Annotated in this window: 14 protein-coding genes; 6 read left to right on the forward strand and 8 right to left on the reverse strand. The window is 50.0% G+C overall.

The annotated features are described in order from the left end of the window. Nucleotides 1–198: 198 nt before the first annotated feature. Entirely contained in the window at nucleotides 199–441 is a 243-nt protein-coding gene (locus HQN60_RS02910; protein WP_173532267.1) for a PepSY domain-containing protein, read from the reverse strand. A 236-nt stretch (nucleotides 442–677) separates the two neighbouring features. Here HQN60_RS02910 and uvrB point away from each other — a divergent pair, with 236 nt between their 5' ends. Both uvrB and HQN60_RS02920 read left to right on the forward strand, forming a co-directional pair. After that, nucleotides 678–2,696, forward strand: coding sequence for an excinuclease ABC subunit UvrB (gene uvrB / locus HQN60_RS02915; protein WP_173532268.1), 2,019 nt, complete (start codon nucleotides 678–680; stop codon nucleotides 2,694–2,696). 108 nt (nucleotides 2,697–2,804) lie between these two features. Then, on the forward strand, nucleotides 2,805–3,374 hold the full coding sequence (locus HQN60_RS02920; RefSeq protein ID WP_173532269.1) for a hypothetical protein: 570 nt from the start codon (nucleotides 2,805–2,807) through the stop codon (nucleotides 3,372–3,374). Here HQN60_RS02920 and HQN60_RS02925 read toward each other — a convergent pair. From HQN60_RS02925 to HQN60_RS02945, 5 genes are all read right to left on the reverse strand, one after another. Beyond that, a complete protein-coding gene (locus HQN60_RS02925) occupies nucleotides 3,371–5,143 on the reverse strand; it encodes a response regulator (protein ID WP_173532270.1) in 1,773 nt (590 codons plus the stop codon). The genes HQN60_RS02920 and HQN60_RS02925 overlap by 4 nt on opposite strands. Nucleotides 5,144–5,278: 135 nt before the next feature. Then, nucleotides 5,279–6,994 carry an arginine--tRNA ligase gene (gene argS, locus HQN60_RS02930; RefSeq protein WP_173532271.1) on the reverse strand — a complete coding sequence of 572 codons (1,716 nt, stop codon included), beginning with the start codon at nucleotides 6,992–6,994 and terminating at the stop codon, nucleotides 5,279–5,281. A 350-nt stretch (nucleotides 6,995–7,344) separates the two neighbouring features. Beyond that, a complete protein-coding gene (gene htpX / locus HQN60_RS02935) occupies nucleotides 7,345–8,223 on the reverse strand; it encodes a protease HtpX (protein WP_173532272.1) in 879 nt (292 codons plus the stop codon). Nucleotides 8,224–8,484: 261 nt separating this feature from the next. Next, nucleotides 8,485–8,877, reverse strand: a complete 393-nt coding sequence (locus HQN60_RS02940; RefSeq protein WP_173532273.1) for an HPF/RaiA family ribosome-associated protein — start codon at nucleotides 8,875–8,877, stop codon at nucleotides 8,485–8,487. A gap of 561 nt (nucleotides 8,878–9,438) precedes the next feature. Beyond that, nucleotides 9,439–9,717 (reverse strand): hypothetical protein, encoded by a 279-nt coding sequence (locus HQN60_RS02945; protein WP_173532274.1) that lies wholly within the window; start codon nucleotides 9,715–9,717, stop codon nucleotides 9,439–9,441. 106 nt (nucleotides 9,718–9,823) lie between these two features. Here HQN60_RS02945 and HQN60_RS02950 point away from each other — a divergent pair, with 106 nt between their 5' ends. After that, nucleotides 9,824–10,723 carry a LysR family transcriptional regulator gene (locus tag HQN60_RS02950; RefSeq protein WP_173532275.1) on the forward strand — a complete coding sequence of 300 codons (900 nt, stop codon included), beginning with the start codon at nucleotides 9,824–9,826 and terminating at the stop codon, nucleotides 10,721–10,723. A 114-nt stretch (nucleotides 10,724–10,837) separates the two neighbouring features. On the opposite strand, the gene HQN60_RS02955 is transcribed toward HQN60_RS02950, so the two are convergent. Continuing rightward, nucleotides 10,838–11,218 (reverse strand): hypothetical protein, encoded by a 381-nt coding sequence (locus HQN60_RS02955; RefSeq protein ID WP_173532276.1) that lies wholly within the window; start codon nucleotides 11,216–11,218, stop codon nucleotides 10,838–10,840. Between the two features lie 155 nt (nucleotides 11,219–11,373). Then, on the reverse strand, nucleotides 11,374–12,246 hold the full coding sequence (locus HQN60_RS02960; protein ID WP_173532277.1) for a DMT family transporter: 873 nt from the start codon (nucleotides 12,244–12,246) through the stop codon (nucleotides 11,374–11,376). Nucleotides 12,247–12,382: 136 nt separating this feature from the next. Between HQN60_RS02960 and HQN60_RS02965 the strand changes: the two genes are divergently transcribed. The 3 genes from HQN60_RS02965 (at nucleotide 12,383) to HQN60_RS02975 (ending at nucleotide 16,449) form a co-directional block, all read left to right on the forward strand. Beyond that, complete coding sequence (locus tag HQN60_RS02965) at nucleotides 12,383–13,207, forward strand: AraC family transcriptional regulator (protein ID WP_173532278.1); 825 nt, start codon at nucleotides 12,383–12,385, stop codon at nucleotides 13,205–13,207. Nucleotides 13,208–13,541: 334 nt separating this feature from the next. After that, the gene (locus HQN60_RS02970; RefSeq protein ID WP_173532279.1) at nucleotides 13,542–14,486 is read left to right on the forward strand and encodes a DegV family protein; all 945 of its coding nucleotides are present in this window, start codon (nucleotides 13,542–13,544) and stop codon (nucleotides 14,484–14,486) included. 325 nt (nucleotides 14,487–14,811) lie between these two features. Beyond that, the gene (locus tag HQN60_RS02975; protein ID WP_173532280.1) at nucleotides 14,812–16,449 is read left to right on the forward strand and encodes a methyl-accepting chemotaxis protein; all 1,638 of its coding nucleotides are present in this window, start codon (nucleotides 14,812–14,814) and stop codon (nucleotides 16,447–16,449) included. Nucleotides 16,450–16,584 lie beyond the last annotated feature (135 nt).

Consider the following 16,584-nt stretch of genomic DNA (forward strand, 5'->3'; position numbering starts at 1 on the left):
TCCTGTCATTTAACCCTCTCTAATCGCCAACAGCTCTAAACTTTACGAGCATTTTTTACCCAGTTCTTGCCGCTGTTGTATATTTTTTTGCTGACATTTTCTCTGCCACCCACCGTGAAGCGGCATAAAAAAATCGAAGCGGATTCGCTTCGATTGCTGATGTTGTTCCTCATGCCATCGCATGCTGTGGTCAAGCCATTAATGCACTGCGCCGCTGGCCTCATCAACAAAAACTGTCCGTACTTCACCAGAGCTAGTCAGCACCTTGACTCGCCAAACGGCTTTATCGCCTTCAATAAATTTCTCTGCCGACATCACTCGAGCGCCATTGGTTTTTTTCTGCGCAGCCGCAGCGGCATCATCACGACTTACCGCCGCTAATACCGAAGTCGCCAGCAACAGACTGGCCATACACAACACAAATTTAAAGCGCTTTTTCATGATGGGCTCCTTTCACTTGTTTCTATTGTACCGCCATCGCGCCAATAATAAATGTGAGTCACCCTACAAATGACAAGGCAATAAGTCGCAATCGATCAACACCAGTCAAAACTAAGCCATGCCGGCATGCAAGTCAGCGCAGAAAATGAAGCATTGCCAGCAAAATTCAGATTCTAACTTGAGCCCTAAGCCACATCAGCCCACAATGTAACGTCTTGCTCGATATCAGGTTCGCCATGTTTGTTGAATACCCCAATTCGCCGTATAAGTTATTTCAGCCATTCCCGCCTGCAGGGGATCAACCCAAAGCCATCGAACAACTCATCGAAGGCTTGGACGATGGGCTCAAGTACCAAACTTTACTCGGCGTAACGGGCTCAGGTAAAACCTTTACCATGGCGAACGTGATTGCGCGCACTGGGCGGCCGGCAATTATTATGGCGCCCAATAAAACCCTCGCCGCGCAGTTGTATTCCGAAATGCGCGAGTTTTTCCCTGAAAACGCCGTCGAATATTTCGTTTCGTATTACGACTACTATCAGCCCGAAGCTTATGTGCCCAGCCGCGATCTGTTTATCGAAAAAGACAGCGCGATTAACGAGCATATCGAACAAATGCGGCTGTCAGCCACCAAGGCAATGCTCGAGCGCCCCGATTGTATTATCGTCGCCACCGTATCGGCGATTTACGGGATTGGCGATCCATCCGATTATCACGCGATGATTTTGCATCTGTCTGAGGGCGAAAAAATCGGCCAGCGCGACATCATCAAACGCCTCACCACCATGCAATACGATCGTAATGAGATTGAATTTGCCCGTGGGCATTTTCGCGTTCGCGGCGATGTAATTGATATATTCCCGGCCGAGAGCGCCGATTTAGCGGTGCGCGTGTCGATGTTCGACGATGAAATCGAGCGTATTAGCCTGTTCGACCCACTCACCGGCCATGTAAAGCAACGCATGGGGCGTTATACGATTTTCCCATCGAGCCATTACGTTACCCCGCGCGAAAAAGTGCTGGTGGCGATTGAAACCATTAAAGAAGAGCTGCGTGATCGTTTAGCGTTTTATTACCAAGAACACAAGCTAGTCGAAGCGCAGCGGCTCGAGCAACGCACGCGTTTTGATTTAGAAATGCTCGGTGAAATGGGCTTTTGCAAAGGCATCGAGAATTACTCAAGGCATTTTTCCGGTAAACCAGCAGGATCAGCGCCACCGACTTTGCTCGACTATTTGCCAAAAAACAGCTTAATGATCTTAGACGAAAGCCATGTGATGATCGGCCAAATTGGCGCGATGTATAAGGGCGATCGTTCCCGCAAAGAAAACCTGGTTGATTACGGCTTTCGCATGCCGTCTGCGCTGGATAATCGCCCGCTCAAATTTGAAGAATTTGAGCGCTTAATGCCGCAAACGATTTTTGTTTCAGCCACGCCAGCGGCGTATGAAGCTGAGCATCAAGGCCAAGTGGTCGAGCAACTGGTGCGACCAACTGGGCTAGTCGATCCGCTGATTGAAGTGCGTCCAGTGGGCACGCAAGTTGATGATTTATTGTCTGAAATTAACATCCGCACTGCCATTGGCGAGCGGGTATTGGTCACCACGCTGACTAAAAAAATGTCGGAGCAACTCACGGAGTATTTGTCCGAACATGGCGTTAAAGTGCGTTATTTACACTCGGATATTGATACCGTGGAGCGCGTTGAAATCTTGCGGGATCTGCGCCTTGGCGTGTTTGACGTGCTCATCGGGATTAACTTATTAAGGGAAGGCTTGGATATTCCCGAGGTCTCTTTAGTGGCGATTTTGGATGCCGATAAAGAAGGCTTTTTGCGTAGCGAGCGCAGCCTGATTCAAACCATTGGCCGCGCAGCGCGAAATCTAAACGGTAAAGCGATTTTATACGGCGATCGGATCACCAATTCCATGGAAAAAGCCATCGGCGAAACGCAGCGCCGCCGCGAAAAACAAATTGCCTACAACGTCGAACACGGCATCACCCCGCGCGGCGTAGTCAAACGCATTAAGGACATTATCGACGGGGTGTACAACGCCGAAGAAGCGGTCGCCGCCAGATTGGAAGAGAAAAAAACCCGCATTGTGGCCGAAATGGATCAAAAGCAATTGGCAAAAGAGCTCAAACGCTTAGAAAAAGATATGCTCAAAGCCGCACAGAATTTGGAATTTGAAAAAGCGGCGCAATTACGTGATGAACTGAAACAACTTCGCGAACGCGCTTTTGGTCATGATTAGGGCTGGTTGACGTTGGGTTTTCTGTGCGGATTTAGGCCAAAGGCAAGGCACGAATCACGCAGCGGAAAACCAAACCACCCTAGATCCTCGGGTATATCTCTCTACTTTATGAAAACAATCAGCCAGCTAGCAATACCCCTACTCATCATGACGCTGACTGGCATCGCTTCGGCGCAAGCGGCGGATGAACAACTCAACTCAGGCGCTTTTGGCGCGCATACCCCCGATTTTTTGCAGGCGATGAATACCGAGCAAGCGTGGAAAACATGGATCGTAACGCCGGTACTCACCCGCCATTTTAATCGGCAAGCGGTGATTGACGATAATCTGAATGAACGTAATCCCGGCTTAGGGATTGAGCGCAGCAATGGGCGCTGGCATTGGATGCTCGGCGCTTACCGCAACTCAATTCGGCAAACATCGGTTTACGCTCAGCTCGGTTGGACGCCACTGCAGTGGCAGTTTAGCAACGCAGGCAATCTCTCGCTCGGCGCTGCCGCTGGCTTATTAACCGGTTATCACAATACCGAAAAAGGCTATCCCATCGTTCCTGCTGGCGGCTTTTTGGCCTCGCTGGAAACGCCTTACCATTTTGGGGTGAACTTATTTATTGTCCCCACGGTGAAAACGTTTCAAGTCGAAGGCTTTATTGCGCTGCAGCTTAAAGCTTATTTTTAATCCTGAATCAGCGCTGGTTTAAGCGATATCACCCACTCACGCAAAGCCTGATCGAGCAACTCAGGCTTGAGTGGTTTGGCCAAGAAATCATCCATCCCTGCCTCAAGACAGCGCAGGCGATCTTCTTCCATTGCATTGGCCGTTAAGGCAATAATTGGCAACCGCTGAGCTAGGGTTAATTCTTGCTGACGGATGCGCCGTGTCGCTTCAAGACCGTCCATTTCGGGCATTTGCATATCCATCAACACCACATCCACCGCTTGGCGCGCCAAAATCTCCAGCACCCATTGACCGTTTTCAGCGCTGATGACGGTATGGCCTTGTTTTTCTAATAAGCGCGTTGCCACCAAACGATTGGTTGGATTATCTTCGGCCAATAGCACCTGCAGTGGACGAATGGCTTCGAGTGGCTGTGGTTTCTCAATGACGACTTCAGTGGTTGGTGCATAAGGCCATAGCAAATCAAACTGAAACGTTGTGCCACCTTCAGCATTGCCGCGGGCCTCCAGCTCACCGCCCATGCCTCGCACCAAGCGCCGTGCAATGGTTAAGCCCAAGCCCGTACCACCATAAGCCCGTGTTGACGAGCCATCGGCTTGAACAAAGGCGTCAAAAATAAACGGCAGTTGCTCGGCGGGAATGCCAATGCCACTATCCTGAACGGCAATTTCAATCCGGCAATGGCTCGCCTCGCTATGGGTATGCACTTGCAAAGTGACTTCACCTTGCTCAGTAAACTTCAGCGCATTACCTAATAAATTGACCAAAACCTGTCGCAAACGCAGCGCATCGCCCAATAACGTTAAATCTGCCGCGCCTTGGTAATCCAGTCGCCACCGTAAACCTTGGCTTTTGGCGCGCAGGCAAAACATCTGTTCAACCTCCGCCAGTACCTGCGGCAAATGCACCGTTTGCGCCACAATATCTAAACGATTGGCTTCAATTTTGGATAAATCCAATACGTCATTCACCAGCGCCAATAACAAATCGGCCGATTGATTAATGACATCGACTTTTTCTTGTTGCATCGGTGTTAACGGGGTTTGCGCTAATAAATGCGCCATCCCAACAATGCCATTCATGGGGGTGCGAATTTCATGGCTCACATTGGCGATAAATTCAGTCTTGGCGCGATTAGCTTGCTCGGCTTGATTACGCGCTACCGCCAAATCTTCAGCTAACCGCGTTTGCGCTAATTCCAGCTCTAAACTTTCAACAATGGTATCGCGATAATTTGCAGCACTTTTAAGCAAGGTAATAAACAAAAAGATAAACATAATCCCCAGCGTCATATTCATCGACGTTGGATCAAAAATCGCATTCAGCCAAATCGGCAGCGTCATAAAAAACGCATAAATTCGCATCGCATTAAGCATCGGCGCCAACACGGGCATCGAGCCGACCGTGAGACCAGAAAAAATCAATGCCGTTAACACCGAAAGCAGAATCGGACTAGATAACATCAAATAGGTGCCACCGATGGCCCACAACACGCTGGTTATCGTCACGCCCTGCAAATGAACTTTTTGCCAGTACGCATCATCACGCTGCGCCGCATGTTGCCGATAACGCCGAAATACCGACAAACGATACAGTGCAAACCCACAAACACAGAGCCACCACAGCAGCAAAAAACCACGTGAATGCGTATCAAAATGCAAAGCAAGTAAAGCAGTCGCGGCAACCATGCCAGCAAACTGTCCGCTCACCGCTCCGCGATAACTTAAGGCGGTAATGCGTTGTAATACCACGGCATCTTTTAAATTCATGCTGATCACCACGCCAAGGTTTAACAATAAAAAAGCGGCCTAAGGCCGCTTCAGGGTATTTTCTCAAATTACAGCAACAATAGTAAGTTTAATGCAATTTAAGTCGCAATTTATGCCGTTAACATGATATTGCAATTACATGGTTTCCAAGACTTTAATCCCAAGTAAATCCAAACCTGTTGCCAATACCTTGGCGGTTAAATCACATACTTTCAAACGCGATGCATTGGTCACGCCATCTTGATTAACTGGGCAGTTTTCATAAAAGCGCGAGAACATCGTCGCCACGCTATACAAATATGCGCACAACAAATGCGGCTGGCTGTCTTTAGCCACCGCATGCACCACATCGCTAAAGCGCGCTAATTCCAACGCCAAGGCGTGCTCAGCCGGCTCGGTCAACACAATCGCCGCGTTTTGGTCGTATTGCGCCACTTTGCGGAAAATACTCTTCACACGGGTATAGGCATATTGCAGATACGGCGCGGTATTGCCCTCAAAGCTGAGCATTGAGTTCCAGTTAAAGATGTAATCGGTGGTGCGGCTTTTCGACAAATCGGCATATTTCAAAGCACCGATACCGACTGCATTGGCGATCTCACGGCGTGTGGCTTCATCCAAATTAGGATTTTTTTCCGACACCAGATCAAACGCACGTTGCTGTGCTTCGTCGAGTAAATCGACTAATTTCACCACGTCGCCAGAGCGGGTTTTAAACGGTTTACCGTCTTCGCCCATCATGGTGCCAAAGGCAATATGCTCTAACGACACCGAGTCTGGCGCGAAATGCGCTTTTTTGGCGATGGTAAACAATTGCTGGAAATGCAACGCTTGGCGCGCATCCACCACGTACAAGCAACGATCGATTTTTAGCTCGCGAACCCGGAAACGGATCGCGCCCAAATCGGTGGTTGAATATAAATAACCGCCGTCTTTCTTTTGAATAATGCTGGCTTGCGGCTCGCCGTCTTTGTTTTTGAATTCATCCAAAAACACCACTTGCGCGCCTTCGCTCTCCACCAACAAGCCTTGCTGACGCAATTCATCGACGATAATCGGCAAATCAGCGTTATAAAAACTCTCGCCGCGCACATCGCCATCATCAAGCAACACATTGAGTTTTTGGTAAACGGCGTTGCAATGCGATAAGGACACTTCAACAAAGCGCGCCCACAATGCCCGCACTTCCGCGTCGCCACCTTGCAGTTTCACCACATAATCCCGCGCGGTATTGGCAAAGGTTTCGTCTTCATCAAAACGCGCTTTAGCGCGGCGATAAAAACCCTCTAGATCTTTGAGCGCGATATCGGCATTGCCTTCTTGCTGCTGCTCGATCAAAAACGCCACCAACATCCCAAACTGCGTACCCCAGTCGCCAACGTGATTTTGTCGCGTCACATTCATGCCAACGTAGGCTTGCACGCGCGCCAAAGCGTCACCAATAATCGTCGAGCGCAAATGGCCGACGTGCATTTCTTTGGCCAAATTCACTGATGAATATTCAACCATCACATGCTGTGCTGGGCTTTGCTCAACACCAAGATGCGCATCTTGCAGCGCGCGCGCCACGCGATCAGCCAAAAACGCATTATCCAATTTGATATTAATAAAACCCGGGCCGGCGATTTCAAGCGAGCTGGCGATGCCCGCCAAATCCACTGCATCAATAATTTTTTGCGCTAACTCACGTGGATTAAGCTTGAGCACTTTGGCTGCGCCCATCACCCCGTTCATTTGATAATCGCCAAACTCAGGTCGGCTGGCGGCTTGCACCAAGGGCTGTGCATCAGGCGCACCGACCGCAACCAAGGCCGCTGCAAAGCGAGAATTTAATAAAGGTAATAAAGACACAGGCAGCTCCGAAAAAAACCAACGCCGCACCAATGCTGCGACGTAAAAAATGAATTACCCGCAATTCTACGGGTGGGGGGCAAGACGGGCAAACCGAAAACCGTATTTTAATACCAAGTCGATCAATTAATTTACCCAGCACCAGCGTGAACGCTCAGCCAGCAATGCCAAAAAGCCGCTGATGTTGAAAAAATACCCCATAAAAACTAAGCGGCAGCTGCCCACTAGCAACGATAGAAATCAGCCACATTGCGCGAATTAAAAAACCATAAAAAACGCCGACTTTAAGTCGGCGTTTTGATGTATTGCGCTGTAGCTCATATTTGATATGGCTTACATTTAAATACCCATTAGCGCAGGGCTTGCAAAGCGGCGATGCGATCTGCCATCGGCGGGTGCGAGCTGAACATCGCTGACCATCCTGCTTTATCGGCAATGCCTGATGAGGCCATATTGCTTGGCAAGGCATTAGGCTCCATGCCACCTAGGCGGCGCAAGGCATCGACCATTGGTGCTGATTCACCCAATAATTGGGCAGCACCAGCGTCAGCACGAAACTCGCGTTGGCGCGAGAAATACATCACGATCACGCTGGCCAAAATACCAAATACGATATCGCACACCACGACGGTAATGTAATAACCAATGCCCGGGCCAGAAGATTCTTCGTTGTCGCGCTTTAAGAACGAGTCAACCAGATAGCCGACAATGCGTGCGAAGAAGAATACAAAGGTATTCACCACGCCTTGGATCAAGGTGAGCGTCACCATATCGCCGTTTTTAACGTGCGCTACTTCGTGTGCCAGCACCGCTTCGATTTCACGATGCGTCATGCTGTACAGCAAGCCTGTTGATACGGCAACCAGCGAATTATTTTTACTTGGGCCGGTGGCAAAGGCATTGGGTTCGCCTTCATAAATCGCCACTTCAGGCATGGCGATCTGGGCGCGCTGTGCCAGTTTAGCGACGGTATCAAACAGCCATTGCTCATCGGCATTACGTGGCTGGGCGATAATTTGGGCGCCGGTACTCCATTTGGCCATGGTTTTGGACATGGCCAGCGAAATAAACGCCCCACCAAACCCCATTACCGCAGCAAACATCAGCAACATCGGCAAATTTAAGCCGTTGGCGCTCATAAAACGATTTAAACCAAAAATACTAACAAAAATACCTAAGACCACCATGATGGCAATATTGGTGCCAATCAGTAATAGCGTTCTTTTCATCCATTATCTCCTGTGTTGTTTGGCGCTTAGACCAATCCGAATCGGAATTGGTTCCTTGCGCTTGGCTGTGCGGGCAAAATAGTAAACCGTTACAGCGGCAATGAATACGGCCATCAACATTAAACTAAAACTCATTCTTCTTCCTTTATGGTGACATCTTACTGGTATGTGAGGTGAATTTAATCGTCATCATGGCGCAATAAATCAAGCCATTTCGCTGCGCGAGAAGTCATCTAACTTCTCGCGATTCGCGCATTCAATTTAGGCTGGTGTAGCCAGCATATGGTTGGCCTCTTCGGCATATTGCATTTCAGTGGCGAGTAATTTTCGGCTCGCCACGCTACGGGTTATTTTTTGACGTTTGGCGTTTAAACGCTGCAGGGTTTGCGCTGCACGATGAATTGCTTTATCCACCACCGCGCGTAAATCACTACCGCGCTCGTGGACAATCACCGATTCATGCCCGGGCAAGATTAACTTCACTTGTACCGATTTATCATCGCCCCCTTTGGGACCATTTTCATCGCTTAAGCGCACGGTAATTGCGCCAATCCGGCTTAAGGTTCGATCTAGAGCGAGGCGTAAGCGATGCAAAATATAACTGTGCATCGTGTCATCAATCGAAAGCTTGTGAGTCAAAATAAGTGGTCGCATTGCTCGATCTCCTGCTGGTTAGTCCAAACTCAATATCTACCCAATTGCACCGCAGATCACACCACAGCCATGTGAATCACTTCACGATGATGCTGTGCGCTAGCTGCTGTGAGTGAGGTAGTGCATTCACCTTAACGTATATTTTCTATCGACAAAATCAGAGCATAACTGATTAACCTTCAACTTTTCTCGATACAATTACCCGTAAAATAAATCGAACTAAGTCGAAAATAACGACTCAAAGACCACCTGAATCAGTGACTTTCGAGCTATTGATTGACTCCTGTTGCCGCCATAACAACGTTTTACAGCGTGCGCACGCAATGCGGTGGCGACGCACCGTCGATGGCCCCCGATCTAAATCCACTTGCTCAATGGCACCACACTGAAAGCAGCCAATACATTCGCCATTAACCCACTCCGAATACAGCAACTGATAACTTTTTTTATTTATTAAGTGATGCAGCTTGTTGCGTGCCCACGGCAGGTGAGCAGCAAACAAATGAAAGAGGCAAAAAAAATAAATCAACGTAAGGCTGATCAGAAATAGCAAAATACGCATTAGTCCGACTCCCGCCATAAGCGATTTTTGCATTGCCGGCACATGATCTGCCGCCGCCAATCGGTGTATTGCAATAAGCCCAAATCCAAATGCTCGGCCGAGCCGCAATGGCAGCACAAGGTTTGTTCGCCACGAGCGCATTGCGGGTGCTGTTGCCGATATTGCGTCAATGTCGGCAGGCGCTCCCAATCGGTTTGTGCTGCGGGGTTGTAAATCACGTAATACCAAAACAAGGCCGCCAGTAAGACAACGGTCACTAGGCCCAATCCAGTCAGCATGGTTTGCTCTCATCGCAATTAATTATGTCGTAATTTTAAACTGGCTTTACAGAATCCAACATCAGGCTTACATTGCGGCATCATCAGTTTTTTTCGACACTCGCTCATGCATGATTTAATCAATTACCGGCATTTGTATTATTTTTGGGTGGTGAGCCAAGAAGGCAGTATTAGTGCCGCTGCGCGTAAACTTGAGATGACGCCGCAGACCATTAGCAGCCAATTAGCACGCCTAGAAGCGCAAATGGGTAAGTCGCTATTTACCCAAGTGGGCCGGCAATTGGAATTAACTGAAGCTGCACGCAGCGTACTGCCGTTTGCTGATCAGATTTTTATGCTTGGCGAGCAAATGCAGCAAGCCCTGTCTAGCGATAGCACGCCCAGACAACGGTTTAATATTGGGGTGGCCGATGCACTGCCTAAAACCGTTGCCCAGCAACTTTTGGCCAAGACGCACAATGACCACACACGGCTATGCTGTACCGAAGGCTCGCCCGATGAGCTGATGGCCAAGCTGGCTTTGCACCAGCTCGATGTCGTATTGGCCGATCGCCCCGCAGCGCACGGCGCATTACGCCTCGAAAGCCAACGATTGGCGCAATGCCCAGTGATGATTTTAGCCAGCCCAGCGCTGGCAGCACGATATGGTGAGAATTTTCCGGCCTGCCTCAATGGCGCGCCGATGCTGCTACCTACTCGCGATAGCACGCTGAGAATTCAATTGGATATTTGGTTTTCGGCACAGCAAATCGTGCCAGATATTGTCGGTGAATTTGCCGATAGCGCTTTGATGCAAGCGTTTGGTATTGCGGGTATTGGCCTCTACCCTGCTCCTGTTATTACGCCTGAGACAATACCTAGTGAGCAGCTGCAAAGCCTAGGTCATCTTGATGGACAGTATGCCGATTACTACGTCATCTACGCCCCCAAAAAAATCAATCACCCTGCCTTAGATCAATTGCTGCATCAGTGCGCCCAAGAGCAGCAACACAGTGCCATGCTCTAGCAACGTTGCTGTTCCAGCAAACGATCGCGATGCAATAGCCAGTCACGTCGCGCCCAGCAAATATCGCGTCTAGCCAGCCTCGGCGTATTCACGCCGAGTACTTATCAATGGTGTTTATTTCTTGGTGGTTTTAGTGCGAGCTGGTTTGGCTTTGGCGCTGGTATTTTTAGCTTTAGATGGGGTTGCTTTACGCTGATTGGTTTTACTACTTTTAAGCGCAGATTTTTTGCTCGATTTAACTTGAGCTGATTTGGCCGATGAGCGCGTTGATTTTTTCACCGCTTTACTGCGACTAGATGGCTTATTTTTGCTATAGCGAGTTGGGCTCGCTGTTTGCTGGCTGACCTTGGCTGGCGTCGAAACTTCTTTTTTGACTGGGGCTTTACGCACAATCGGCACTGCAGCAGCAGGATCATCAAACGGCAAAGGGGCATCTTCAGCCCATACCACTGTAGCTAGTGCCATTGAAACCATGGCCGCTAATAATTTTCGCAACACGTCATTCCTTTGTATTCAATCTCAACTACTGCGCCCATGCGCTGCAAAGCATTATATAACGAGCAATCATAAAGTTTCGCAGTACTTTCCTACAAAACCACCGCCTTTGCGTGATGCAAAATCACAGCGTATCGTCAGCAAGCGTAATTAATTTAACTTGCCCCGGTAGGCTGACGAAATTGCACTAAAAATACCCCGAATAAAATCAATCCGGCCCCAAGATAATGATAACCATGCAAGGTTTCGCCCAACACCAGCACCGCAATCAAGGCGGTCAATAAGGGCAGTAGATTCATAAAAATCGCCGTTTTTTCGCTCCCCATGCGAGCAATGCCCTGCATCCAGCAATAAGCGGCCACAATCGACGAGGCAATCCCAGCAAACAACACCATGCTGATCGCCGCCGGCGCAATCGCCAAACTCTGCGCGCTCAGCGCCACGGGAATCAAAAACAGCACGCCAAATCCAATCTGCAAATATAAATTCAACCACGGCGAAAACGGCAAGGCCCAGCGCTTTAACAAAATGCCATACAGCGCATACGCCAGCGCACCGATCAACATCAAGCCATCGCCACGGTTAATCCCTCCGGCCAATAAACGATTTGGCTGGCCTTGACCGAGCAAATATAAAACGCCAAGCAAGGACAAACCCACGCCTAGCATCGCCCTGCCATTGGGCCTAAAGCGAAAAAACGCCCAGTTGAGCACCAAACCCAATAAGGGGATCAAAGCACAAATCACGCCCATATTGGTCGCCGTGGTACTGTGCGCCGCAAAATACGCCAAGCATTGATACAGCACCATGCCCAGCAAAGCCAATACGGCAAACTTGGGCCAATAGGGCCAAATCGCCTGCCGTTGCCGCCAGAGTTTAGGCGCCATGACCGGCGTTAAAATCAGCCCGGCGATCAGCCAGCGATAAAACGAAATCGCCGCCGGATCAATCACCCCTGCCGCCGCTTTAGAAACCACGGTATTACCCGCCCAAATCGCCACGGCCACCAATGGAAAAAGCCAGTTCATCCTCACCTCATGCAAACCACAATACGCCACAGCAGCGCTGATTCACTCACGTGGTATTGATGACGCAGTGTAATCCTGTCTGATTCAATGGCTATAATGTAAACCCGACAAACGTATCGTGCATTTCGGACCATTTATGCCGCCAGATCCAGCGCCTTCGCCACCGTACAACCCTAGCGATCTGTTGCTTGACGCCCCCAAACTCTTGCAGCTGCGCCACGAAGCGGTCGAAGCCCACACTGGCTACGCATTGCATCGCCATCCTTGGGGACAAATTAATCGCATTAATCTGGGGCTAATCGAAATCACCCTCGGCTTGCCACCCCACGAGCAGCATTTAATCGCCCCGGCGGATTATTTAGTCTGGGTACCGGCCCAAATACCGCATACCGCTTATATACGCCAAGCGCTCAGTTATACCTCAGCGTATCTTGGCGATGAATGGGCGCAGCAACTGCCGCAAACCGCGTGCTTAATCAGCCAAACCCCATTGATTCGAGCGCTATTTGATGACTATGCGGCTCGGCAAATCTGCGATACCCGCCCTGCCAACGAGCAAGCTCAAGCCACTTTGCTGTTGGAACGACTGATCAGCGCCGATCGGCACACCAGCTATTTACCCGACACCGCGCACAGACAATTGCGCCCGATTCTCGATGCTTTATTCGTCCACCCGGGCGACACCACCACGCTGGCGCAATGGGCGCAACACGTGCATAGCACCGAGCGCACGCTGGCTCGACAGTTTCAGCGCGAGCTCGGACTGAGCTTTATTCAATGGCGTAATCGCCTGCGGCTGTTACGCGCACAAGCCGCGCTCAAAGAACACCATGCGATTCAAGATATTGCGTGGCAATTAGGCTACAGCCACCCTTCGGCGTTTATTGCGATGTTTCGCCAACACACCGGCCTCTCGCCCGAACGCTACCGTCGGCAATGGCTCAGTCATGCAAACGATTGAATATAAAAAAAACCATAATCGCGGCGTATTGGCCGCTCGGTACTGATAGTCATAGGCTGCATCGTAATACCCATCAATAAAACTAAATCACTACCAACGCTCTCCGCATGCCCCCTGCACGCCGACGGCGTCTGTCGCGCTATTTCGCCCTTAAAAATTACTCAAGTCTGACTATTTAATTGCTGAATCAGTATTTTCCCTATTAATCCCGATTAAAAATGAATGATAAATTACATTAGCATTTTTTAATATGTCAGCTTCAGCACACCCACACAGCACGTTTTACCCAGCACAACACCGCATTAGACGGTGAAACCCCCTCTTGGAGAACACCATGCGAGTAGGCTTAGTAACAGACTCTTGCTGCGATTTACCGCGCGAATTTTTAGACCAGCATCAAATCGTCATCTTGCCGATCACCATTCAAGGCAGCGATAGTCAGTTTATTGACCACCGCGATCCCGTCGCCACGCGTAGTTTTTATCGCCGCCAAGCCGAACTAGGTACGTCGGACTTTGAATCCAAACCCTTCTCGGTCGAGCAAATCCGTGAATTATTCAAAAGCCGACTGATCTTAGAATTTGATTCGGTATTCTGTTTGACGGTGATGCAATCGCGCAGCCAAATTTATAATCACTGCACCCAAGCCGCTCGCAGCATCCTGACTGAATACCGGCCGATTCGCGAAGCAGCCAATCTGAGCAAACCCTTTGCCGTTCGCGTTTTTGATAGCGCCAATTTATTTTGCGGCCAAGGGCTGATCGTCGCTGAAATCGCCCAACTGATTGGTGAACAAGCCAGCCGCTCGACCATCACTCAGCACATTGAGCGGCTTAGTCGCAGCGTACAAAGCTTTTTAATGCCGGCCGATCTTGGCCAACTGCGCCATCAAGCACGCCGCAAAGGCGATAAAAGCGTCGGATTTTTATCCTACGCCTTTGGCAGTGCGCTCGACATCAAGCCGGTGATCCGCGGCTATCGCGGCGAAACCAGCCCTGTCGGCCGCATTCATGGTTTTCAAACCGGCGTTGAAAAACTCTTTGCCATGGCCGAAAAGCAAATCGAGCAAGGCTTAGTCGCCAACACCATTTGTGTGAGTTATGGCGGCGACCCTAGCGTGATCAGCGATATGCCAGCGTATCAACAATTACAACGCGCCTGCGCGCACGCCAAGGTGCAATTGCTGCTGTGTGAAATGAGCACCACCGCTGGCGTCAATATCGGCGCAGGCGGTCTAGCCATCGCCTTTGCTGCCGAAACCGAGGCCGTGCTCAACTAACCGGGCTAAGCCGGCGGCGGCGAAGCCCTAGTTGGATCAATGCTCGATCAAAACAATGCTAGCTAATAGTAGGTATTGCTTAGTAAGCCATTTAAATAATGGCCTACTAAGCAATACCCTATCAATATAGATATACGCAACGCACTAAAGCCATCATCAGCAGCGCCGCTAGCCAACCTACAATATGTCATTGCCATTCGTGCGTTACCCCGTAATTTCCCGCATGACGCAACAGTTTACAGTAAGAAATTGCAAGCTAGTGAGCATATCCGCACAATAGCTAAAACATCAGAAAACAATAATATTGCTACAGGGGATAAACAATATGGCTCGAGCTACGCCTTTCTCATTGCGCGCGCGTTTAGTCTTTGCCGCGGCGATCACCGTCATCACTGTGATCTTGCTGGTTTGTATGATGCTGCTGCAATTACGCGGCGAAATGCTGGACGATCGTAAAGACAAAGTCCGTAATCTAGCTGAATCAGCACAAACGATTGTGGCGCACTATGAGGCCCTCAGTCGCCAAGGCAAAATGGATCAAGCCAGCGCCAAAGCGGCCGCATTGCTGGCCGTGAAAGCGATTCGCTACGATGGCCAAGAATATTTCTGGATCAACGACACCACTCCTACCATGCTGATGCATCCGCTCAAACCCGAGCTCGATGGCAAAAACCTCAGCAATACCAAAGACCCCAATGGCAAAGCACTATTTGTTGAAATGGCCAATGTGGTGCGCAGCCAAGGTGCGGGCTTTGTTGAATACCAATGGCCCAAAGCCGGTAGCGACGCGCCAGTAGATAAAATCTCCTATGTCACTAGCTTTCAGCCTTGGGGCTGGGTGATTGGTACCGGGATTTATTTGGATGATATCCATGAGCACTTCATGTCGGTATTGCAAATCTTATTACCGGTCTGCTTCATTAGTTTGATGTTGATTGGCTATGTATTATGGGCACTGGGGGCTTATCTATTTCGCTTACTCGGCGGTGAGCCACAAGTGGCAGTTGATCTGGCGCGCAATGTGGCACAAGGGCAATTACAACAAACGATTCATTGCGACCCGCGGGATCAAAGCAGCTTAATCGCCGCAATGCGCGATATGCAGCAAGCCCTACGCAGCGTGATTGGTGAAGTGCACGCCAGCGCCGCGCAGATTGACAATGCCGCCAATCATTTAGGGCAAAACTCGAGCGACGTGGCATTACGCGCCCAACAACAAAGCGAATCAGCGGCGTCGATGGCGGCGGCGGTAGAAGAAATGTCGGTCTCAATCGACCATGTCACCGCCAATACCGACGAAGCCAGCGAGCTAGCGCGCCAAGCGGGCCAACAATCAACTCGCGGCGCCCAAGTGATCCATAGCGCCACCAGTGAAGTGCATAAAATCGCCAATTTGGTCAAAGATTCATCGAGCAAAATCGAAGAGCTCGGTCGGCAATCGCAAGAAATCTCATCGATTGTTAGCACCATTAAAGACATTGCCGATCAGACTAATTTATTGGCGCTCAATGCCGCGATTGAAGCAGCACGCGCTGGCGAGCAAGGCCGTGGTTTTGCCGTGGTGGCCGATGAAGTGCGTAAATTGGCCGAGCGCACCAGCCAATCCACCGTCGAAATCGCCAAGATGGTGGGTCAAATTCAAAGCGGTACTCGCCAAGCCATCACGCAAATGGAAAGTGGCGTAGAGCAAGCCAATACCGGCGTTGCTTTTGCCAATGAAGCTGGCGTGGCCATTGATGAGATTCGCCAAGGGGCTGAGCAAGTTCGCGACGTGGTCGATAGCATTAGTAGTGCAATACGCGAACAAAGCGTGGCCACTACCGAGATTGCCCGCAGTGTCGAGCAAATCGCGCAAATGGCCGAGGCCAGCGCGCTCGACGTGCAATCGAACGCGCATGCTGCCAAAGATTTGCAAAACCTATCGAACCGACTCAGCCAAGCAGTGCAACAATTCAAACTTTAAACGCCGAGTAAACATACGCCTCGCCGCTTCAACTAGATCGGCGAGGCCAGAAATACATCCAATGGCAAAACCCTGAATTAAATATACAACGCGGTGAGCCACGGGTGGCACAAGGCATCATTCCCTGCGTAATAC

Source organism: Deefgea piscis, from assembly GCF_013284055.1.
Classification (GTDB): Bacteria; Pseudomonadota; Gammaproteobacteria; order Burkholderiales; family Chitinibacteraceae; genus Deefgea; species Deefgea piscis.